This window comes from Polyangiaceae bacterium, assembly GCA_015075635.1.
In the GTDB taxonomy this organism is placed as follows: domain Bacteria; phylum Myxococcota_A; class Polyangia; order Polyangiales; family Polyangiaceae; genus JADJKB01.
Genome location: JABTUA010000002.1, coordinates 416519 through 436622, shown reverse-complemented (window position 1 = coordinate 436622; position 20104 = coordinate 416519). Strand labels below are relative to the sequence as shown.

Here is a 20104-nt window from a genome sequence, read left to right as displayed (position 1 = left end):
GACGTCATGAGGGAAGTCGTGGACGGGCTCGGCTACGTGCCGAAGAGCTGCACCTGGGAGCTGACCTTGGCCTGCAACCTGCGTTGCGGGCACTGCGGATCTCGGGCGGGGAGCCCGCGCGCGAACGAGCTCGAGCGCCCGCGGTTGCTCCAGATCGCTCAGGAGCTGGCCGACCTCGGCTGCCGGCGGATCACCTTGTCGGGCGGCGAGCCCACGCTCTCGAAGCACTGGGAGGCCGTCGGGGCAGCCGCTTCGGGCCGCGGGATCGCGGTGAACATGATCACCAACGCGGCCCGCGCCGACCGCGAGCTGGTGCGCCGCGCGAGGGATGCGGGCCTGGTCAGCATCGCCGCGAGCCTCGACGGTCTCGAGGCCACTCACGACCGACATCGGCGCTCGCCCGGGTCCTTCGGGCGAGTCATGCAGCTCATCGACGATTGCCACGCGGTCGGCTTGCCAGTCGGCGTCATCACCACGTTGCAGAAGCGCAACGTGCGTGAGCTCGAGCAGATGGAGGCGCTGCTGCGCGGCAGGATCTACGTCTGGCAGCTCCAGCTCGGGGCCGCCATGGGCAACCTGCTGGATCACAAGGACGAGCAGCTCGAGCCTCGCGACTTGCTCCACGTGATCCCCGCGCTCGCGGCCCTGGTCGAGAGCTCTCCGCTGAACGTCCGCATCGCCAACAACGTCGGCTACTACGGACCCTACGAAGCGACGCTGCGCCGTCATCGCTCGTCGCCCGTCGAGTGCTGGGTCGGGTGCTACGCCGGCTGCCGCCACGTGGGCATCCAGTCGGACGGCAGCGTCAAAGGGTGCCTGTCCCTGCAGGCGACGCAGAAGACCGAAGGCAGCCTGGCCGAAGAGGGCCTCGCGGACATCTGGCACCGAGACGGCGCGTTCGCCTACAACCGGAGCTTCTCGAAGCGCGACCTGTCCGGGTTCTGTCGCAGCTGCGAGTACGCCGGCGTGTGTCGTGGCGGCTGCTTCAGCATGCGCACCTGCGAGGGCGGGAGCGAGAACCCCTACTGCTATCATCGGGTAGCGACCCTCGACGCGCGCGCGCTCGTCCGGGACAAGCGCCGTTACGCGCCGCTCGCGCTGGCCCCGGCTGCGCTCCTCGCGGCGTTCAACCTGGGCTGTGCAGCGGACAGGCCGCAAGGCCCGCCTCCCGGCGCGCCCACCGCCGATCCATTCCCGGGCGAGCCACCCTCGGCCGAGGAGTACGCCGCCCCGGCGCCCGAGCCCACGGCGACGCCGGAGCCGGAGCCGCCGATCGTGGCCGAGTACGCCGTCGTGGAGCCCGAGCCGCCGATGACCGAGAAGTACGGCGTGCCGCCGCCGAAGTGAACGGCCTCCTGCGAGGCTGCGTCCGCCTCTGGGCTCAGTCCGCCAGGTGCTTCGGCGCTCCGGTCAGGACCTGGCCGATACCCACGGTGCCGCCGAAGTAGAGCGCCGTGGACTCGCTGAAGCGCCCGCTCGGCAGCCTCACGTCGCCGCGATGCCAGGCGCTGGTCCCGCACACCAAGAGCGCGGAGACCGGGTTGAGGCAGAGCTCTGCGCCCAGCTCGTCGATGGGCGTTCCCGGCTCCGTCTGGCGCGCTTCGATGCGCAGGAAGCGCGCGTTCACCCGGAATCCGTCGGTCTGAAGCGTGAAGCGACCGCCCCATTGCAGCTCCGTGTCGATACGGCGCTCCGCGTGGTCGCCGGTGAACCAGCGGCCCCCGAGCACCAGCCCGGCGCTGCCCGAGACCTCGAGCAGGAAGTCGTCGCTGTGGACCTGATAGCCGCCGACCAGCTCCGGGAGCTCGAAGAACGACCGATACAGTTTGTTGTTGCCCTTCACCCCGAGCCCCATCCCCGCCCGCACGAAGGGTCCGTGCGCGTCGCCGAAGTAGCCGCGCACTCCCAGCCCCCAGTTCCAGTCGAGCTGACCTTCGAGCCCGTCCGTCCCCCCGCCGATCGCGGCGTACAGCGTGCTGCGGTAGGTGAAGTAGTCCGCCGTGGCGACGATGTCCGGATCCAGCGAGAAGAGGAAGCCCCAGGTACGCGCGTCCGCGTCGCTGCCCTCGATGTCGTAGGTCCCGACTCGCAAGCTCACCAGGTCGAAGAAGAGCGACAGGTACACGTCCTCGTGCTCGCGCTCCGCGCGCGTCGCGCCCGGGGACTGCGGAGGCGCGTATCCGGGTTGCGGGGTGTATCCGGGTTGCGGGGTGTATCCGGGTTGCGGGGTGTATCCGGGTTGCGGGGTGTATCCGGGTTGCGGGGTGTATCCGGGTTGTGGGGTGTATCCGGGTTGTGGCGCGTATCCGGGTTGTGGCGCGTATCCGGGTTGTGGCGCGTATCCGGGTTGTGGCGCGTATCCGGGTTGGGGCGGGTAGTATGCGCAGGGTCGCGTGCTGTATTGGGGGCCACCCATCGGACAGGGCGGCAGGCCGTATTGTGCGAACGCCGCGCGCGTCGTCGCCAGCGTCGCGAGCGCCAGCAGGGAAGCAAGGAAGGGGTTTGCCACTCACCTCGATCTACGGAGGCAGCACTTCGCGCTTCCTCCGTGCCCGCGTTTTCCTGCGAGATTCGCCCACCTTTCGCTGCCAACGGCCCTTCACACCACAGCCGCTGACGGCCGTTCACACTGGCGCTTCGCCGGCGAGTGGGTCGTTCACGCGCTGGCCATCAGCGGGGACACCACGATGCTGGCGACGTTTCAGTGAGCGCGAGTCCGGCGCAGGTTGAACTACACTCGGGCCGCATGCCTCCCGACGTCCAAGAGCTGTTCGACTGGTTGGTGGACGGGGCTCCCGGCGCCACCAATCCGGTCGCCGTGCTGGAGCGCTTCTGCCCGGACCTGGTCACGGCCGGCATCCCGGTCGAGCGCATCGCGGCTTTCGTTCAGACGTTGCATCCCCACATCATGGGCCGGGCGTTTCGCTGGAAGCCGGGGGCGCCGATACAGGTGAACGAGGCCAGCCACGCGATCCTCCGCACGCCGGCGTTCGAGAACAGCCCCGTCGGGCGAGTGCTGGCGAACGCCCAGCCGTTTCGCTGCCGGATCGCGCTCGAGGGTCCCGGTGAGCTCTCGGTGATCCAGGAGCTCGCCGAGCAGGGCATGACGGACTACGTCGTGCTGCCGATGCGCTTCATGAACGGCTCGACCCACGCCATCACCTTCGCCACCGCGTCACCCGACGGGTTCTCCGACGATCACATCGACGCGCTGGTGCAGGTCTGCCGCCCGCTCTCGCGCGTGGCGGAGATCCTCGCCCTGAGCCGCACGGCCGTGAACCTGCTCGACACGTACGTGGGGCGAAACGCCGGCGACCGCATCCTCAAGGGTCACATCCTGCGTGGGGACACCGAGCTCATTCGTTGCGTGATCTGGTTCTCCGATCTGCGCGGTTTCACCAGCATGGCGGATCGCACCGAGCCCGGCGCGATGATCCGCACGCTGAACGAGCTGTTCGAGTGCCAGGTCCCCTTCATCCAGAAGCACGGCGGAGAGGTGCTGAAGTTCATCGGAGACGGCTTGCTCGCCATCTTCCCCATCTTCGGTGAGGACCCGAAGCCGGCGTGTCAGGCCGCGCTGACGGCGGCAGACGAGGCCTTCGCCGCGCTCGCGCAGCTGAACGAGGCGCGCGCCGCGCGGGGCGAGCCCGCGCTCCAGTTCGGCCTCGCCCAACACGTGGGCGACGTGACCTACGGCAACATCGGCGGCGCGAATCGGCTCGACTTCACCTGCATCGGCCCGGCAATCAACCTGGCAGCGCGCATCGAAGCCCTGGCGAGCAAGCTGGGCAAGCGGCAGCTGCTCAGCGCGGAGCTGGCAGCACACGCGGCGCGCCCAGTCGTCTCCTTGGGCGAGCACGAGCTGAAAGGCGTGAGCGCCAAGCAGACGGTGTACGAGCCGGGTTGACCCTGACGGCGGCCGGGTTCTTCGCCGAAACGCCGCGACGAGCGGCCTCCCGGCCGATGGCTGCGGCCCTTTGTCCGCAGTCGACGCACGCCGGGCCTCGAGCTCCGTGACGGGTCCCGTGTCCCCGGAGGAGAGCGAGTGCGCTCACCAGACGCCAAGCGGGCTCAGCGCCGGCGCTGCCTCCACGGGAGGGCCACGTCGGCCGGGGGCTCAGTTGGTGCTGTTGCAGGCGTAGACGAGCACCTTGCAGGTGCCGCCACCCTTGTCGACGCACTCCTTCTTGGCGGCGCTCTCGGCGGCGGGGCGGTTGCTCCCCAGCGCCGTGGTCATGATCTCCTTCTTGCTCTCCGACTGCGCGAGAGCGCCGCAGCCCTGGTTCCAGGTGAGGCGCACGGTGCACGTCGAGCACTTGGCGGTCGCGGCCTTTTTGGCGAGCTCCGCGGTCAGGTGATCGTGGCTGTAGCCCCACCCTCCCGTCTTCTCGTCGTAGGCGATGGCCGCGTGTTTCTGGCTCTTCTTGGCCGCCTTCAGGATCTTGTCGCAGCCGAGGCTGCCGAGGCAGACGCCGATCATCGCGACCGAGAGTCCTGCGATCTTCACCATGCGCATCTCGTCCTCCTGAGCCATTGGCTCCTCCCGTCCGCTGGGGCCGCGCCAGGCTACAGGTGCGCGCCAGCAAATCAAGTAGACGGACGAGGCAGGCGGTTCCAGGACCGGAACCGCGCCCACTTCGGCACGAGCTGCGAGCCAGCGAGCAAGCTGGGCGAGCGGCCGCTGCTCAGCGCGGAGCTGGCAGCACACGCGGCGCGCCGTCTCCTTGGGCGACCACGAGCTGAAAGGCGTGAGCGCCAAGCAGACGGTGTACGGCCCGGGTTGACCCTGACAGCGGCCGGGTTCTTCGCCGAAACGCCGCGACGAGCGGCGTCGCGGCCGATGGCTGCGGCCTCGAGTCCGCACCCGACCCACGCCGGGCCTCGAGCTCCGTGACGGATCCCGCGGGGTTCCGCGCCGGCTCCCTGCGGCTTCACGAGTGGCGCCTGTCTTGCACTGCCTGCGAAGCGGGCGACGACAGCGAGGGATCCCATGAAGAAACTCGGCCTCTGTCTCTGGATACTGACGCTGAGCGTGGCGTGCGCACGCTTGACCCGCGCGGCCGCCCCGGCGGCCGATCCGACGAGCAGCACCTCACTCCAAGACGTGATCGAGCAGTACCGCGGGCTGCTGCGGTGGGCTCCGGTCGAGTGGGAGCGCATCGACGGCGCCATCTCGGAGCTTCGAAGCGCCGAGAAGGACTTTCAGCGCGCCCTGGACCTGGAGCGCGAATGAGCTCCCTGCCGAGTGATCCTGCCTCCCTTCCAAGCCCGGTGCGCGCGAGCGGAAGCGCCTTGCCAAGACCACCGACGTCTTGCCGATGCTCGCGCGCACGCGGGCGGAGGGGACGCGTCGCTCCGAGCTTGCATCGTCCCGATGACGGTGATGAGGTGGGGGTCATTGCGCCCAGGGTTGGCTCGCCGTAAGCTTGGACGAATGGCGAACCCCGCCGAAGTCAGCCGACCAGAAGCAGGGCCCGAGGAAGATCCGAGAGCGCTTTCCGCTGCGGATAACCTTGCAGCCTGGCGCTTGTGGGTTGCCAAGGGACCGCAGGGCCCGATCGAGGATGACGCCGAGCCGGACTTCCCTGCCGATGCTCCGCGGTGACATCCGGTGGTTTCGATTTGCGTCGCCGGACAAGCGGCGTCCCGTGCTCATCCCAGGCAATGCGCGCGCGTTGCCCTCGCTCTCCCAGGTCCCGGTGGTGCCACTTTCGTCGCAGGGCCGAAGGACTGCAGTGGGAAGTAGCACTGAACGAAGAGGATGGGGTGCCCACCGCGTGCGTTCTCAAGCCGGAGTGGATTCGCAGCGTTGATCGCGCTCACATCGGGCCGCTGCTGGCTCACCTCCCCGAGGCACGCTGGCGCGAAGTGCGAGCGGCTGTGCTTCTCGCGCTGGGTTTCGAGAGCTGAGGTGGGGCGCTACCCCACCGGCCTCTTCACCGCCTTCTCCAAACACAACCTCGCCGCCGGCTTGAAGCCAGCCCTCTGGAAGAACTTGATCAGATCCACCTGGTCCCACTCGATCTGGGTCTGAAGCCTCTCGATGCCGAGCGCCGCCAGATTCATCTCGAGCTGACGCATCAGCGCGGCGCCCACGTGCTGGCCGCCGAAGGCGCTGCCGACGCCGAGGGAGTCGAGGATGGCGACGGGCTCGGGCTGGCCGAACTCGCCGTAGTAGAGGCGGCCCATCAGGAAACCGGCGGGCTCCCCTTTCACGAAGGCGGCCAGCGAGATCTTGATGCCGGTGTCCTTCGCCACCTCGGCGAGCTTCACCTTGTAGTACTCGCGGCGCTGCTTGCCGCTGTGCTGGCTGTCTCTTTGTGCCTCCCCTCGTCTCGCTTCGCTCGACGGTCCCCTCCAAAGCCGGTGAGCGCGAGCAGTGGCGTCCTATCAAGCCCACCGGCGTCTTGCCGCTGCTCGCGCTCACGCGGCTGGAGGGGACGCGTCGCTCCGAGTCCGCTGCGCGATGACGATGCTCGAGGTCGTCTCTCGCCCGAGTGCTCGCGCGTGGCTCTTGAGATCAGTCAAGTCGCGCTCGTCATGTGGCCTGCGGGCGTTGACTCGCCGTTGCGCACACCTACAATCGTGCCATGCGGGCGGGCATCGGGCATCGGGCATCGGGCATCGGGCATCGGGCATCGGGCATCGGGCATCGGGCATCGGGCATCGGGCTCGCCGGGGCTGCGACCCTCGTTGGGCTGCTGACCCAAGCCGAGGCGAACGCAGCTGGATTCACGCAACGCACTTGTTCGTCAGGCTGGTACGACACGCCCGTCTCCGTGGACATTGGTTCTCGCCAATTCCCGACGAACACGAATGACTCGAGTTCGTATCACCTCAACACGGACTACAGCTGGCGCCTGTACGCCAATTCGAACGTCAAGTACCTCATGAGATGGGTGGGCGAGCCCCACTGGGACTCCGAGACCTGGTATGACCGTTTCTATGTGACCGGCAAGTACGGGGAGCAGTGGCAGTACCACGGCTACCTCCCCGCTGGCCTCGGACCGCTGGGAACTCCGGCGTGGCAACTTGCGGGCGACGCCACCAAGCGATACCTGGACCTTCGCTGGTACTCGGACAGCTCGGTAACCAGGCAGAACTTCCCGTGGTTCAGCCAGGTCCTCCCGATGTGTGAGCCTTCGGCGAATCCGACGGTCAACCAGGCCGAGATCCCCGCCAATCGCCGAATCGACGGGGTGCTGTTGGGGGCCGGCGACGTGATCTATCTCCGGGTGGTGCAGCCTGCGTATCGAAAGATGGTCATCACGCTGGACGTTCTCGCTGCGTCAGTGGCCTCGGCAGACTTCGATCTATACGTGAGCTACGCAACGTCAACGCCCGACAACAGCAGCTGGGACCTACGCGGATACAACAGCAACCCGACCGGTACGCTGAGCGGGGCTGGGGAGTCACTCACCGTTCCCGGTGACCAGCCACTGGCCAGGATGCTCTACATCGGGGTCCGTGCCTACAACGCCGCAGGCCATTTCACGCTGCACGCCCACGCGGAAAACCCGAAAACCCGAAAGGTCTGTACGCCCGCAGACAACTTCGGTCCCGGCTTCGGGCACTTCTGGACGGACTACCAGACCATGCTGAAGCGCACGTCGCTCGCGTATGCGCAGGCGACCCAGGGTGGGCAATTCATCGAGTCGTGGAACTTCTACACGACGCCCGCCTGTGAGGACAAGGAGTGGTGCCAGACTTGCGATCCGAGCTGCGAAGTCTGCATGACGCAACTCTCGGATCCAGATGCGTGCACGATTGGTCAAAGTAGTGGCGAGTTTGTCGGTGCCACCGTACGACTGCCGCACTGGGTTTGCAGCGGAGTGGTCCAGAACACATTCGAACCGTTCGTGCTCGCGCATGAGTTCGGACACGCGCTGCTTGGACTCCCAAATGAGTACTCAGGCCCCTGGTTGAATACCGGGCCATTCTGCGGGCACAGCCTGATGAACGGGCCGGGGAACAGTCACATCCTCTGCACCGGACACAACCACTGCCGAGACCCCCGTCCGGGCTTCTATCCGCCGCTTGGGTTCAACTGCTCGTCCTCCGGAGCGATGTGGGAGTTGGCAGACATGCTGGTCCCTGCCGGCGTGCCGCCTTGGAGCGGAGAAACGGCAGACCCGTCCAAGGTCCTACCTGACAACTACTGGGCGCAAGCTCAGATCAACGTGAACAAGATCTACTGAGGTCTCGAATGTACACGAGAACGATACTCTGGGCTGGAATCGTCACTGCCACCGTCGCGGGTTGCTCGCCCATCGAGCCGGCTCCGCCTGCCAGCGGTTCGAGCGTTCCACCTGCGCAACCGGAGGGGGGAACAGCGGACAGCGCGCCTGCCTGGGAAACCCTGGAGCTCGAGCCCGAGTCGCACTACGTGAGGACCAACACCGGCAGCGAGCCCAAGTTCGTTTTCCGGATCGCCGTCAAATACGGCCCGAGCGAACCCTATCACCCTTTGCTAACCCAGCGTGCGCGGTTCATCGCGTCCGACGGAGCCGTAACGCCGGCGACCATCAGCGCGGTCGAGGTCAAGTACGGCGAGCCCGGCCTTGGGCATCGAGTCGCGGTTGTCCCGGCGACCCCGCTCGCGCCATCGCGCTGGTATCGGCTCGAGATCCACGAAGACACCAAGCTGGCGGTTCGGGCGCAACCGGGGACCGGTGCCGCCGCGAGTCCTTGGAGTTTAGCATTCTTCACCTCGAGTGCCCCACATCTCACTAGCACCGAATGGACCGCGAAGAGCCCATCGGTCTTGCGCCTCGAGTTCAGTGAGCCGCTGGAACTGGGCACTGTCTCCGCGAACAAGCTGGCGAGCCAAAACGGCGTCGCGATCTCGAAGTGCATCCTGATCGGTTCGATGTGCGTGTCTTCAACCGCGACTGTCGCGTCGGACGTCGTCGTTGTGCAACTGACCAAGGGGTTCGACATCAAGCAGCCGGCTGCCGTGTTGCTCGAGAAAGCGGCCATGGGCGCAGGACAGAACGTGGAAGATGGCTCCAAATCGGCAGCGTACGACTCGGAGTCGACCAGCGCCGGACTGGTGACGACCATCGGAGTCGCTGACTGGACAGAGTGCCAGGCGGGGAACGCGAAGTGCTGGGCGTGGCACGGTGCGGCGTCCAAGTGACCCCCCGTTGCGCATTCTCAGTGCTCGCATGCGTCCTGTGGGTTGGCTGCGCGTCAGAGCCCGGTCGGGATGACGACGCCGTGGATGCCGGACAGGTGCCGCCGTGCGACCTGTGCAATGTGTACACTTACACCTGCGTCAAGCCGGGGGTCGAGTCGACGACCCTGAGCATCGAGGAGATGGTCGATGGCGGCTGCCGAGGGACGCACCTGGGTTCCGTCGAGCTCCGGTGCGACCCGCCCCAGTACTGCGCGACCGGCCAGCCGTGCGTCGAGGTGGTCTACACGGCTGGCGGAACCATCAACTTCGGTGGTGGCGCCTACTGCTACCCCAACGCCAAACGCGTGGAGTAGCGACGGCGCTCGCTACCCCACCGGCCTCTTCACCGGCTTCTCCAGACACAACCTCGCCGCCGGCTTGAAGCCCGCTCTCTGGAAAAACTTGATCAGATCCACCTGGTCCCACTCGATCTGCGTCTGGAGCCTCTCGATTCCGAGCGCTGCCAGGTTCATCTCGAGCTGGCGCATCAGCGCGGCGCCCACGTGCTGGCCGCCGAAGGCGCTGCCGACGCCGAGGGAGTCGAGGATGGCGACCGGCTCGGGTTGACCGAACTCGCCGTAGTACAGGCGCCCCATCAGGAAGCCGGCGGGCTCGCCTTTGACGAAGGCGGCGAGGCTGATCTTGATGCCGGTGTCCTTGGCGACCTCGGCGAGCTTCACCTTGTAGTACTCGCGGCGCTGCTTGCCGCTGTGCTGGCTGTCGATGCGGACGACCCAGTCCAGGTCATCGGCCTTCAGGTTGCGCACCTCGACGTGATCGGTCTCGAGACTTCCGGGCTCGCGATTGAGCTCATGCATCGTTCATTTCCTCCAGTTCAAGCCGGCGCCTGCGCCTGCGCCAGCACGGCCGCGGCACGCCCTTTTCGTTCCAGCTGCTCGTAGCGGTACGCGCCGAGCAAGGCCGCGCCGATGGCGCCGGCCAGGATGCCCTCCTGGAAAGTCTTGATGACGATCTCGGAGTGCTGCTTGCGCGGACCTTTCTTGTTCTTTTCCTCGGCGAAGATGTGCTCGATGGCCGCGATCATGCCGACGTCCTTCGAGAGGCCGCCGGTGACGACGACGTTGCCCTCCGCGCCGACGGCGCGCACCAGCTGGACCAGGCGGCCGCCGATGGAGAGGTGGATGCCGCGCAGGATGTCCGAGGTGCTGATGCCGCGGGCGACCATGTTGATGACGTCCGTCTCCGCGAGCACGGCGCAGATGCTCGAGACCTTCTCCGGGCTCTGGCTCTGCTTGGACAGCTCGCCGACGTCGTCGAGGGGCACGCCCAGGTAGCGCGCGATGTTCTCCAGGAACTGCCCGCTGCCGCTGGCGCACTGGCTGGTCATGCGGTGCGAGAGCACGCGGCCGTCGTCGTTCATCTTCAGGCCGCGGGCGTGCAGGCCGCCGATGTCGAGGGCCGCGCGGGCCGTCGGGTCGAGGAAGAGCGCGCCGCGGGCGTGGGTCGTCATGCTGTAGAAGTGCCCGGTGCGGAAGGTCACGGCGTCGCCGTCGCCGGTGGAGGCGACGTAGTCGAAGTCCTTCGGCCCGACGCCGGCGGCGGCGCAGGCCTCCTCGAAGGCCGCGGCGACCACGTCCGCGACCTTGCGCCGGCGGATGCGCTGCACGCTCTGGGAGAGCAGCTTGCCGCCGCTGCCGGCGCGGCTCCGGAGGATCGCGACCTTCACTGCGCTGGAGCCGGGGTCGATGCCGACTGTCAGGTGCTCACGTTCAGCCATCTTCGGTGCTCCTCACTCCGCGGGCGCCGCAGGGGCAGCCGCGGCTCCGGCTCGAACCTTCTCGACGAACGTCGGCAGAATCGCCGGGCGTCCCGCTTCCAGATCGTCCACGCCGAACAGGGCCGCGCCCAGCGCGCCCATGTAGATGCTGTCGGCGTGGGCGTTCAGCACGGTGTTCTTGTCGTAGTTCTCGTCCACCAGCTCGCGCAGCACCTTGGTGGCCATCGGGTTCTTGCAGACGCCGCCGGTGAAGGTGAACTCGTTCATGATGCCGCCCGAGCGGGCGAGCAGGCTCATCGCGCGCAGCATGATGGAGCGGTGGAGGCCCGCCAAGATGTCCTCGCGGCGCTCGCCTAGGCCCAGGCGCTCGCGCAGCTCCGCGCCGGCGAACACGGTGCACGTGCTGTTCACCTTCACCGTGCGCTGCGCGCCGAGCGCGAGGGGGCCGAGCTCGTGCAGACCCAGGTTCAGCTCGTCGGCGATGTAGCCCAGGTAGCGCCCGCAGCCCGCCGCGCAGCGGTCGTTCATCTGGAAGCTGGTCACCACGCCGTGGTCGTCCACCTGGATGGCCTTGGTGTCCTGCCCGCCGATGTCGAGCACGGTGCGCGTGCCGGGGAACACCCGGTGCGCGCCGCGGCCGTGGCACAGGATCTCGCTCTTCACCGCCTGCTTGGGGAAGGGCAGGGTCTGGCGGCCGTAGCCGGTACCCACGAAGGACATCTCCTCGATGGCCGAGCTCGCCGCGCCTTCGACGGCCTCGAGCAGCGCCTTGCCGGCGGCGCTGCCGTCTTCGCGCGTGAGTCGATGGGCCGCCCGGCGCAACACGGTGCCGAAGTCGCGGGAGTGCAGCTTCGTCTCGACGTCGAGGATGGCGCGATCGAACACGCCGGTCAGCCGTTCGTAGCTGACCGTGCCCTTGCTCTCCGCGGCCACCCGCTCCGCCGTGCTCATGTAGCCGGCGGCGGCCAGATCGCGGAAGAAGTCGCTGCGGCGCCCGGCTTTTTCGCCGAAAAGGGCGGGAGCCTCGCCCTTCATCGCCTCGAGCACGTCGCGGATGGCCGGCGACAGCGTGCTGCGCGCGCTGATGAAGCTGAGGCTCTTCAGCACCTTCTCCATCTCTTCGTGCAGCTCGTCCAGCTGGTCCAGGTAGACCTCGAGCCGGAATGCTTCGCGCAGCGCGTACTCGCGCTCGGAGGGCTTTCCTCCGAGCACGGCGGCGCGGCGCTCGAGCTCGCGCTCCAGCATGGTGAAGCGGGCGGCCGTCAGCGCCTCCTCCCGCGCCACGGCACACGCCACCTCGTAGTTCGAGCGGCTGTTGGTGATGCCCCTGCCCACGATGCGCCGCTGCTCGTCGAGCAGCACCGCCTTCGTGGTGGTGGAACCCAGATCGACTCCGACGACGACTCTCATGCGCTGACCCTCGTCTTGCGAGCTTCCAGCATCTGCAGGTAGCTCTGAACGCGGTTTTCGATGTTGGCTTTGCCGAAGTAACGCGGATCGACCAGATCGCTCTCGATGAAGCCGCCGGGCACGCCGGTGGTTCGCTCGAGCTCGCGCAGCATCAGGAGCTGCCCCGCGCTGAAGCTGTTGCAGCTCTTCACGCTGTTGATCAGGAAGCCGTCGGCCTTGTACTTCTTGATGTAGCTCGCCAGGAGCTTGGTGCGCATCGGCAGGTTGAGGTTCGTGTAACAACCCAGGCAGTAGTCGGCGAGGGTGCCGATGGGGTCCTTCGGGTCGTGGCGGAAGCCGGTGTCGTAGAGGCCGCCGACGCGGGTGTACGTGCTGGACACGACGGTCGCGCCCTCGCGGCTGAACATGCGCCAGAAATCGAAGAAGTTGGTCCAGTTCGGCGGCCCTTCGACCACCAGGCGGTACTTCTCCTCCAGGGCGTCGCCGTCGGGGGTGACCGGGCCCTTGCCCTCCTTCACCCGCTGCTCCACCTCGCGGCGCAGCATGGCGTAGTAGTCGCAGGCGTCTTGGGTGCCGCGGAACGCGCTGAAGATCGGCCCGATGTAGTAGACGCCGCCGAAGTAGCCGTCGATGGGCGAGGGCGTGTTCTGCGCGCTCTCCCACACCGCCACCAGATCGTCCTCCGCCTTGCGGGAGCGCTCGAGCAGCTCTGCGAGCCGATCGAGATCGAGCTTCTTGCCGGCGGCCTTCTCCAGGGCCGGGATGACCTCGCGCTCCAGCTGCTCGACCACGTAGGTGCGCATCTCCTGCGTGATGTGCCCGTCACCCTGGTAGGGCACGTGCAGCATCGCGACCGGGCACTTGTACTCCTCCTTCAGGAGCTCGAACCACTTCATGAAGGTGAAGCAGCCGGTGTACGAGAGCAGCAGGATGTCGGGGCTCGGCAGCTTCGTGCCCGTGGGGCCGATGTTGCCGCTCTTCATCATGCCGATGTCGCACTTCACGTAGGTGCAGACGTCCTCGCTGTGCCCGAGCTTCTCGGCCTCCGTGATGTAGTTGCCGCTGAGCTTGCGCATGCCGCTCTGCAGCGCGTTGATCTCCGGCAACACCGGCAGCATGTCGAGGGCCAGCATCAGCTCGGTGAGGTTCCCGGGCACGAAGGTGTAGGCCACCTTGCGCCCGTCTTCTTTGGCGGTCGCCAGCTTGTCGAAGTGATTGGCGATCATCTGCTTCTGGCGAAGCTGGCTGTCGTCTTTCGCGGCCTCGGCGTCTACCTGGCGCGGTCGTGCGATGTGCGTCGGGGTCGGGGTGGTCATGCTGCGCTCCCCCAGAGCTTCACGGCGTCCGAGAAGGCTCCGGCTTGCTCACGGATCACTTGGAATTGTCCGGTGTTCTCTGCGAATTTCAGGCTGGTGTGTGGGATCTTGGCGCGGTCGAGGGCCGCCTCGAGCATCGGCTGGTCGAGCAGCGCCGGGTCGCAGAACGAAGCGGCGGCGAAGATCACGCCCTCGGCTTCGACGGCGTGCACGCTGTCGATCAGCGCCTTGCCCTTCTCTTCGTCGGCGATGTAGCGCGAGGCCGTGGCCTGCCCGCGCTTCAGGAACGCCATCGCGATGGCGCGCATCGGGTCGTCCTTCGGACCGCACTCGATGTCGCCTTCGATGTAGCGCAGGCCGAGCTGGAAGTCGTCGTCCACGATGTCGCAGCCCGCGGCCTCCAGCGTCTTGATCAGGCCCAGCGGCGGCTGCTCGCAGAACGACCCGCGCACCAGCACGCGCACGTTGTCGTAGACCCGCGTGGCGCGCTGCTTCGCCGCCGCCACGAACTCGCGCACGAGCTCCTCGTGCGCCGAGGCCTCGAGCAGGCCGCCGGCCCGCGCGATCAGGTACGCCTCGGAGGCGCGGACGCGGAACGGCTCCTTGACGCGCAGCGTGTCGAGCTCATGGAGGGCGGCGCGGCGGGAGTTCTCGCTGACGATGGCCGCGCGCATCTTGTCGGCGTCGTACGCCCAGGCTCCGCGCGCCGTGAGGTCCTTCAGGATGCGCGCCATGTCCATCATGTAGAACTTGCCGCCCAGCTCCGGGTCGAAGTTTTGCGGCAGATCCACGTAGCTCGCGTATTTGTCCGGGAACAGCATCTGCCACATGCCGGAGAGGTTCCGGATCACGTCGCAGATGCTGGGGAAGAGCACGCCGTCCAGGGGATCGAGCGCGCCGTTCAGCGCGAGCTCCAGCGTGCTGCGCGGGATGTGACAGATGTAGGACTGGTAGAAGCTGTCGCCCTTGATGATGTCCACCTGATCGCCGCCGCCGAACATGGCCACCGGCAGGCAGCCGATGCCCTCGAGCATCGGGCGCGGCACGTAGATGGGCATGTAGCCCACCGCGAGCTGGCCCGGGTGCGCCGCCTTCCAGCGCACGACCTCGGACAGGCGCAGGTCGTCCACCAGGACGCGTGCTCGTTCGAGCACGGCGGCAGCGGGATCGTTCGTCGTCATCTCTGCTTCGTGTTCAGTCACCGTGCACCTCCGTGGGCCTCGGCTCGGTCGGATCGTCGTTCTCGGTCTCGGCGCGGGCGTGAGACTCCCGCTGCGACGCCGGCGACGGCGACGCGTTCGATGGTGGCTGCCAGGTCCTCCGGCTTGCCGTGCCGCTCGGGCTCGTACCAGCCGTAGGTCCAGTTCAACATGCCGAACAGGCAGTAGGTGTTGCGCTCGACGTCGAGCGGGTTCGGCTCGCCGCCGTCCCGGCTGTTGGCGACCTGGGCGACGATGTCCTCGGCGATCTGGAAGTACTGCTCCTTGCGCTCGCGGATCTCGGCGCGGCGAGTCGGGGGCAGGGCCGCCGCCTCGTGGATCAAGACCCGCATCAGGTACTGGCGATCGGCGAAGAAGCGCACGTGGCAGAGCACGAACTCGTGCAGGCGCGCCTCCGCGTCCGTCACGCCTTCCAGGGCCGCCTTGGCCGCGACCAGCATCTCGTCGAAGGCGTCGCGCTGGATCAGGTAGAGCAGGTCTTCCTTGCAGTCGACGTAGTTGTAGAGCGTGGCCGGCGAGCGCTTGGTCAGCTTGGCCAGGTCGCGCATGCTCATGCCGTGGTAGCCGTGCTCGGCAAAGGCCCGAGCCGCCGCCACCAGGATCTCCGTCTTGCCCGAGCTGGGCCGTTCGGTCATGCGTCCCTCCAGACGGGTTTCTGCTTGTTCATGAAGGCGGTGATGCCGGCGTTACCGTCGTGGCTGGGCAGGAGGCGCTCCAGGTAGAGCTTCTCGATGCTGGCCAGGCTGTCGCCGGCCGCGTCCACCAACCGCGAGCCCCGCCGCAGCGCCTCCGTCGCCTGGCGCAGCGAGTAGGCGCTGAGCTCCTTCAGGTTGCGGCCGTACCACTCGCGAGCGTGATCGAACGGATCGGTACCGTCCGGCGCGAGCGCCGTGACGAAGCCCGTGCTCTCGGCGGTCTTGGCGTCGAGGTCGGCGCCGGTCAGGAGCAGGCGCTCCGCCCAGGTCTGTCCCAGGCGCGCCGGGCCCAGCGCCGCGAGCACCGGCGGAAAGACCCCGAGCTTGATCTCCGGGCAGGCGAAGACCGCGCCCGGGTTGGCGAACACGAAGCGGCAAGCGAGCGCCACCTCGAAGGCCCCGCCCAGACAGCGGCCGCGCACCACGGCTGCGGTCGGAACGGGGTACTTCACCAGGCGCCGGATCAGCGCGTGGAAGGTGGCGAGCATCTCGGCGGCGTGCTCCTTCTGGTGCTCCTCGACGCTGGCTCCGAAGCTGAAGTGCTTGCCGCTGCCTTCCAGCGTCACGAGCTTCAGGTGCTGATCGTTCAGGTGTTCGGTCAGCACCGCGTCGAGCTGACGCATCAACGCGCCGGAGAGCACGTTGCCGGCGTCCCGCTCGAAGACGACGCGCAGGAGCCCGCCGTCCTCGAGGAGCTCGGAGCGGACCGCAGACTTCACGGGTTCTTCTCCCAACCCGCGCGCGCGGAGGGCTTGAGCACGTCGCTGAGCAGCTGGCGGTCGAAGCGCGCGCCCTCGGCCATGCGCTGGCGGAGCAGCACGAAGTCGATCTCGCGCTCGTTGCGATCGCCGAAGTGGAACGCCGGGAAGCCTGCGGCAGCCTCGGTGTTCATGTTCAGCGCCAGCCAGGAGCGGTTGCTCTCGCTGTTCTGCTGCCAGTGCATCAGCTTCTTCTTGCGCGCGCTCTCCAGCGTCTTCCTCGTGCAGTCCGGGAAGGTGTAGAGCAGCTTGGTCGCCAGCCGGTCCACGGCCTGGTCGAGCAGCGACAGGTCCACGCTGCACTTGGCTGCGAGCGCCTTGGCCGCGTCCTTCTCCGGGCCCTCCTTCCACTCGCCGTAGACCACGCGCCCCATGTCGTCGAGGTAGCGCTCGGTCACGGCGAACGGGTTCGGGATGAACTTGCCGTCGGCGGTCTTGTGCACCGGCGCGATCTCGTTCACCAGACCGATGCGCATGGCTTTGTGCGCGCTCCAGGGCTCGCACAGGACCAGGCTCTCGACGGCGCGGGAGAAGCCCACGTAGATGTCGAGGAAGTCGGTGGAGCCGCCGTCCGGCGCCGAGCCGTGCTTGGGGCCGGCCTGGCCGAAGCGCGCGTGATCGCCCGCGACCGAGAAGTCGCAGGCCATGCCGATCTCCTGCCCGCCGCCGATGCGCATGCCGTTCACGCGGCAGATCACCGGCTTGTCGCAGATCAGGATGTTCGTGACCATGTCGTTGAAGAGGCGCATGTACTGCAGGTACTCGAGCGGCCGGTTCGAGTAGTAGGTCGCGTACTCCTCGGTGTTGCCGCCGGTGCAGAAGGCCTTGTCGCCGACCGCGGTGAAGACCACGTTCGAAGCCTTGCGGTCGCAGCTCGCGCGGCGGAAGGCCAGGATGACCTCCTTGACCGCGCTGGTGGTGTAACTGTTCAGCTGCTTCTCGTTGTTCAGCGAGATCCACACCTGGTGCAGGCCGTCCACGGCCTTGCCTTTGTCGTCGAGAACGGGCTTCGTCTCGTACTTGATGTGGCGGAACTCGTAACCCGGAAGAATGTCGTGACTCAGTAGCTCGGTCATTGCTCTGTTCCTTCTTCTCGCTCGTACTCGTACTCGTGCTCGTACTCGTACTCGTGCTCGTACTCGTGCTCGTACTCGTTCTTCGTCTTCAGACGCGCGGATCCATCACCAGGCGCTTGGCCAGCTTGTGCTCCGCCAGCGCCTTCATGTGTTCGTTGATCTTCGACATGGGGGCGCGCTCGATGAACGGCTCGAGCACCACCTTGCCGTCGTAGATGAGCTTCAAGACGGCCGGATAGGCCTCCACGGGGCAACCCCAGGAGCCGTGCACCGTGGCGTCGAAGGCCATCAGGTTCGACAGCCGCACGTTCACGCTGTCGCGGGTGAAGCCCACGATCATCAGCGTCGCGCCGTGCGCGAGCAGGGTGTACGCCAGGGTCTGACCGGGCGCCGTGCCGCTGCACTCGAAGATCTTGAAGCCGAGGCTCGGGATGCCCCACTCCTTGGCCTTGCCGTGGAGCTCCTTGCGCACGTCCTTCACGTCGCGCCCTTTCACGTTGCAGGTGTGGTCGAAACCCAGGGAGGCGAGACCCGCGAGCCGCTCCTCGTGCACGTCGCACACGATGGTCTTGGCGCCCAAGGCCTTGGCGATTTGCGCGGTGAACCCGCCCACGCCGCCGCCGCCGATCACGAAGGCGACGTCACCCGCTTGCAGGCCCGAGCGCTTCACCGCCTGGTACGCCGTGCTCACCGCGTCGGCGACCACCGAGAGCGAGTCCGTCTTCACGCTCGCCGGCGCGTCCGCCAGGGAGACCATGCTGGCGCCGGGCGCCACGATGTGCGTGCCGAAGCCGCCGTTGATGTCGTTGCCCGGCATCTTCTGCTTCAGGCAGGCGTTGCCGCGTCCCGCACGACAGAACGCGCAGTCGCCGCAGGGCATGACCGCGGGCACGAGAACCTTCTGTCCGACCAGCGCCTTGTACTTGTCGCCAGCGGCGCGCACCGTGCCGACCACCTCGTGCCCGAGCACGATGGGCAGCGCCATGCGCGGGGCCACGGAGCCCTCGGCGAAGCCCAGGTCGGTGTGGCAGAGGCCGCAGGCCTCGACCTCGACCACCACGTCCGTCGCGCTCGGCTCCCCGAGCTCGAGGCTCTCCTTCACCAGCGGCTTTCCCGTCTCTTTCAGCACCCAGGCTTCGCTGCGGATCCCCATCGGTGGCTCCTCCTACGAACGTTCGTACGGGAGCCGGGCCCAGCTGCAAATGACGGGGATCAAGTCAGCGCTTCTACAGCGAAAAATACGCTCGTTCGGGCGCTACGCCCCGGGCGGGGCGGGCTCCGACAGGCTGGCCACGACCGACTCGAAGAGCTCCTTCTCGGCCCGGCAGAAGCGCTGATGGTCGCCGCCCCAGATCATCTCGATCAGCGGGATGGTCCCGGGGCTGCGCTACGAGAGCTGGCTCGGCCGAGCTCACGGCCCGCAGTTGCCGCCGCCGTCGCACACTTTCCCGGCGCCGCACGCCGTGCCCGCCGGCGCGTTCTCGAAGCTGGCGTTGCCGTTGGTGCACGAGTCGAAGGTGCAGGGGTTGCCGTCGTCGGGCGAATCGGAGTCGTCGGCTTGCCAGATTGCGCTGCCCTTACCGTTGCAGACGTGGACCCGGCAGTCGTGAGCCACGTTCGCGGACGTCAGGTTCCCGGCAGGCACGAAGGCGTAGCCGCACTTCCCGCTCGAGCACTTGGCGGCCTTGCAGTCATCACCGAGGGGACAGGTCGAGGCGTCCTGGCAGCCGACGCACTGGCTCGTGCTCCAAGAGGACGGAGAGTCCCTCTTGCAGCTGAGCCCGCTGCCGCACGGCGTTCCATCTTCCTTCGCCCAGCCCTGAATGGAGCCGTCGAAACAGTGTGGCTCGTAGCAGGGCCCGATCTTGAACGGAGCGTCGCCGTCGTTGAGCGACTCGTACAGTGCCCCGTCGGGTCCGCAGACAGGAGTACGACAGTCGCCGGGAGTCGGATCGGCGAGGAAGAGCGGCGTGCCCAGCGCCGGCTTGGTCCCGCACACCCCGCCCTGACAGGTCCGCTCCAGGCAGACGTTCGTCGGGATCGCGCAGTCCGCCGGCTGGATGCAGCCGCAGGCGCTCGAGGCGCAGTCCGGGTCGGCGCAATCCGTTTTGCCGTCGCAGTCGTCGTCCTTGCCGTTGGCGCAAGCCTCCGGCGCAGTGCTCGCGTCCCCGCAGCAGGCGTCGGCTGCGCAGTCCGGATCCGCGCAGTCGATCTTGCCGTCGCAGTCGTCGTCTTTGCCTCCGGCGCAGCTCTCGGCCTTGGGCACGGCGCCGGAGCAGCATGGGTCCGCGCCGCAGCCGAGGTCCTTGCAGTCGGCGAGCCCATCGCAGTCGTCGTCCTTGCCGTTCGTGCAGTCCTCGTTCAGCGCGCAGCCGCAGCCGGCGAAGCAGTCCGGGTCCTGGCAGTCGGTCTTGCCGTTCTTGTCGTCGTCGACGCCGTTGGCGCACGCCTCGACCGGGGTCGGCCCCGTGCCGCCGCTCGCGCCACCGGTCGCCGCGTCGCCGGCCGACCCACCCGTGGGAGCGGTCCCGCTGCTCCCGCCGCTCCCGCCCGCAGCGGCGTCCTCTTTCGGAGGGTCCTGCTGAGTCTGCCCGCAGGCTGCCGAGATCAGCCAGGAGCCCAGCGTGAGCGTGAGGGCAACCCGACGCATCGTGCTCGAGCTGAGCGTACGCCGCTCTTCGGCGGGTGCAAGGCGCGCCGAGATCCCGCAGGT

18 protein-coding genes and 1 pseudogene are annotated in these 20104 nt (G+C 67.6%); 6 read left to right on the top strand and 13 right to left on the bottom strand.

The features are described 5' to 3' along the window. Positions 1-6: 6 nt before the first annotated feature. A complete protein-coding gene (locus tag HS104_18230; GenBank protein MBE7481902.1) occupies positions 7-1347 on the top strand; it encodes a radical SAM protein in 1341 nt (446 codons plus the stop codon). 34 nt (positions 1348-1381) lie between these two features. Here HS104_18230 and HS104_18225 read toward each other — a convergent pair whose 3' ends face one another. Next, positions 1382-2125, bottom strand: a complete 744-nt coding sequence (locus HS104_18225) for a hypothetical protein (GenBank protein MBE7481901.1) — start codon at positions 2123-2125, stop codon at positions 1382-1384. Positions 2126-2746: 621 nt separating this feature from the next. Here HS104_18225 and HS104_18220 point away from each other — a divergent pair. Further along, positions 2747-3907 carry an adenylate/guanylate cyclase domain-containing protein gene (locus HS104_18220; GenBank protein MBE7481900.1) on the top strand — a complete coding sequence of 387 codons (1161 nt, stop codon included), beginning with the start codon at positions 2747-2749 and terminating at the stop codon, positions 3905-3907. A gap of 210 nt (positions 3908-4117) precedes the next feature. On the opposite strand, the gene HS104_18215 is transcribed toward HS104_18220, so the two are convergent. Next, positions 4118-4534, bottom strand: a complete 417-nt coding sequence (locus HS104_18215) for a DUF4189 domain-containing protein (protein MBE7481899.1) — start codon at positions 4532-4534, stop codon at positions 4118-4120. 456 nt (positions 4535-4990) lie between these two features. Here HS104_18215 and HS104_18210 point away from each other — a divergent pair, with 456 nt between their 5' ends. Next, positions 4991-5233, top strand: a complete 243-nt coding sequence (locus tag HS104_18210) for a hypothetical protein (protein ID MBE7481898.1) — start codon at positions 4991-4993, stop codon at positions 5231-5233. A gap of 686 nt (positions 5234-5919) precedes the next feature. On the opposite strand, the pseudogene HS104_18205 reads toward HS104_18210, so the two are convergent. After that, positions 5920-6321 (bottom strand): annotated as a pseudogene (locus HS104_18205) (GNAT family N-acetyltransferase). 269 nt (positions 6322-6590) lie between these two features. Here HS104_18205 and HS104_18200 point away from each other — a divergent pair. The 3 genes from HS104_18200 (at position 6591) to HS104_18190 (ending at position 9492) form a co-directional block, all read left to right on the top strand. After that, positions 6591-8198 carry a hypothetical protein gene (locus HS104_18200; GenBank protein MBE7481897.1) on the top strand — a complete coding sequence of 536 codons (1608 nt, stop codon included), beginning with the start codon at positions 6591-6593 and terminating at the stop codon, positions 8196-8198. 8 nt (positions 8199-8206) lie between these two features. Further along, positions 8207-9139, top strand: a complete 933-nt coding sequence (locus HS104_18195; GenBank protein MBE7481896.1) for a hypothetical protein — start codon at positions 8207-8209, stop codon at positions 9137-9139. Positions 9140-9219: 80 nt separating this feature from the next. After that, positions 9220-9492: a hypothetical protein gene (locus HS104_18190; protein MBE7481895.1), complete on the top strand. Its 273-nt coding sequence runs from the start codon at positions 9220-9222 to the stop codon at positions 9490-9492. Between the two features lie 12 nt (positions 9493-9504). Here the strand turns inward: HS104_18190 and HS104_18185 are convergent, their stop codons facing one another. From HS104_18185 to HS104_18140, 10 genes are all read right to left on the bottom strand, one after another. After that, positions 9505-9996, bottom strand: a complete 492-nt coding sequence (locus HS104_18185) for a GNAT family N-acetyltransferase (protein MBE7481894.1) — start codon at positions 9994-9996, stop codon at positions 9505-9507. A 17-nt stretch (positions 9997-10013) separates the two neighbouring features. Further along, a complete protein-coding gene (locus HS104_18180) occupies positions 10014-10916 on the bottom strand; it encodes a benzoyl-CoA reductase subunit D (GenBank protein MBE7481893.1) in 903 nt (300 codons plus the stop codon). 12 nt (positions 10917-10928) lie between these two features. After that, complete coding sequence (locus HS104_18175) at positions 10929-12326, bottom strand: benzoyl-CoA reductase subunit A (protein ID MBE7481892.1); 1398 nt, start codon at positions 12324-12326, stop codon at positions 10929-10931. Continuing rightward, positions 12323-13642, bottom strand: a complete 1320-nt coding sequence (bcrB, locus tag HS104_18170) for a benzoyl-CoA reductase subunit B (protein ID MBE7481891.1) — start codon at positions 13640-13642, stop codon at positions 12323-12325. Before bcrB ends, HS104_18175 begins: the two co-directional genes overlap by 4 nt. Further along, on the bottom strand, positions 13639-14844 hold the full coding sequence (bcrC, locus tag HS104_18165) for a benzoyl-CoA reductase subunit C (GenBank protein ID MBE7481890.1): 1206 nt from the start codon (positions 14842-14844) through the stop codon (positions 13639-13641). The genes bcrB and bcrC overlap by 4 nt, the downstream gene beginning before the upstream one ends. Continuing rightward, positions 14841-15497: a TetR/AcrR family transcriptional regulator gene (locus HS104_18160; protein MBE7481889.1), complete on the bottom strand. Its 657-nt coding sequence runs from the start codon at positions 15495-15497 to the stop codon at positions 14841-14843. Before HS104_18160 ends, bcrC begins: the two co-directional genes overlap by 4 nt. Further along, positions 15494-16276: an enoyl-CoA hydratase/isomerase family protein gene (locus tag HS104_18155; protein ID MBE7481888.1), complete on the bottom strand. Its 783-nt coding sequence runs from the start codon at positions 16274-16276 to the stop codon at positions 15494-15496. Before HS104_18155 ends, HS104_18160 begins: the two co-directional genes overlap by 4 nt. Beyond that, the gene (gene oah, locus HS104_18150) at positions 16273-17391 is read right to left on the bottom strand and encodes a 6-oxocyclohex-1-ene-1-carbonyl-CoA hydratase (GenBank protein ID MBE7481887.1); all 1119 of its coding nucleotides are present in this window, start codon (positions 17389-17391) and stop codon (positions 16273-16275) included. The genes HS104_18155 and oah overlap by 4 nt, the downstream gene beginning before the upstream one ends. 88 nt (positions 17392-17479) lie before the next feature. After that, complete coding sequence (gene had, locus HS104_18145; protein ID MBE7481886.1) at positions 17480-18544, bottom strand: 6-hydroxycyclohex-1-ene-1-carbonyl-CoA dehydrogenase; 1065 nt, start codon at positions 18542-18544, stop codon at positions 17480-17482. A gap of 258 nt (positions 18545-18802) precedes the next feature. Further along, entirely contained in the window at positions 18803-20041 is a 1239-nt protein-coding gene (locus HS104_18140) for a hypothetical protein (protein ID MBE7481885.1), read from the bottom strand. Positions 20042-20104 lie beyond the last annotated feature (63 nt).

What these genes read in the sequence shown, in the direction of transcription:
- HS104_18180 (MBE7481893.1), bottom strand. Translation starts at nt 10,916, where the DNA reads ATGGCTGAACGTGAGCACCTGACAGTCGGCATCGACCCCGGCTCCAGC.
- oah (MBE7481887.1), bottom strand. Translation starts at nt 17,391, where the DNA reads ATGACCGAGCTACTGAGTCACGACATTCTTCCGGGTTACGAGTTCCGC.
- had (MBE7481886.1), bottom strand. Translation starts at nt 18,544, where the DNA reads ATGGGGATCCGCAGCGAAGCCTGGGTGCTGAAAGAGACGGGAAAGCCG.
- HS104_18200 (MBE7481897.1), top strand. Translation starts at nt 6,591, where the DNA reads ATGCGGGCGGGCATCGGGCATCGGGCATCGGGCATCGGGCATCGGGCA.
- HS104_18160 (MBE7481889.1), bottom strand. Translation starts at nt 15,497, where the DNA reads ATGACCGAACGGCCCAGCTCGGGCAAGACGGAGATCCTGGTGGCGGCG.
- HS104_18185 (MBE7481894.1), bottom strand. Translation starts at nt 9,996, where the DNA reads ATGCATGAGCTCAATCGCGAGCCCGGAAGTCTCGAGACCGATCACGTC.
- HS104_18230 (MBE7481902.1), top strand. Translation starts at nt 7, where the DNA reads ATGAGGGAAGTCGTGGACGGGCTCGGCTACGTGCCGAAGAGCTGCACC.
- HS104_18175 (MBE7481892.1), bottom strand. Translation starts at nt 12,326, where the DNA reads ATGAGAGTCGTCGTCGGAGTCGATCTGGGTTCCACCACCACGAAGGCG.
- HS104_18140 (MBE7481885.1), bottom strand. Translation starts at nt 20,041, where the DNA reads ATGCGTCGGGTTGCCCTCACGCTCACGCTGGGCTCCTGGCTGATCTCG.
- bcrB (MBE7481891.1), bottom strand. Translation starts at nt 13,642, where the DNA reads ATGACCACCCCGACCCCGACGCACATCGCACGACCGCGCCAGGTAGAC.
- HS104_18215 (MBE7481899.1), bottom strand. Translation starts at nt 4,534, where the DNA reads ATGGCTCAGGAGGACGAGATGCGCATGGTGAAGATCGCAGGACTCTCG.
- HS104_18220 (MBE7481900.1), top strand. Translation starts at nt 2,747, where the DNA reads ATGCCTCCCGACGTCCAAGAGCTGTTCGACTGGTTGGTGGACGGGGCT.
- HS104_18195 (MBE7481896.1), top strand. Translation starts at nt 8,207, where the DNA reads ATGTACACGAGAACGATACTCTGGGCTGGAATCGTCACTGCCACCGTC.
- HS104_18210 (MBE7481898.1), top strand. Translation starts at nt 4,991, where the DNA reads ATGAAGAAACTCGGCCTCTGTCTCTGGATACTGACGCTGAGCGTGGCG.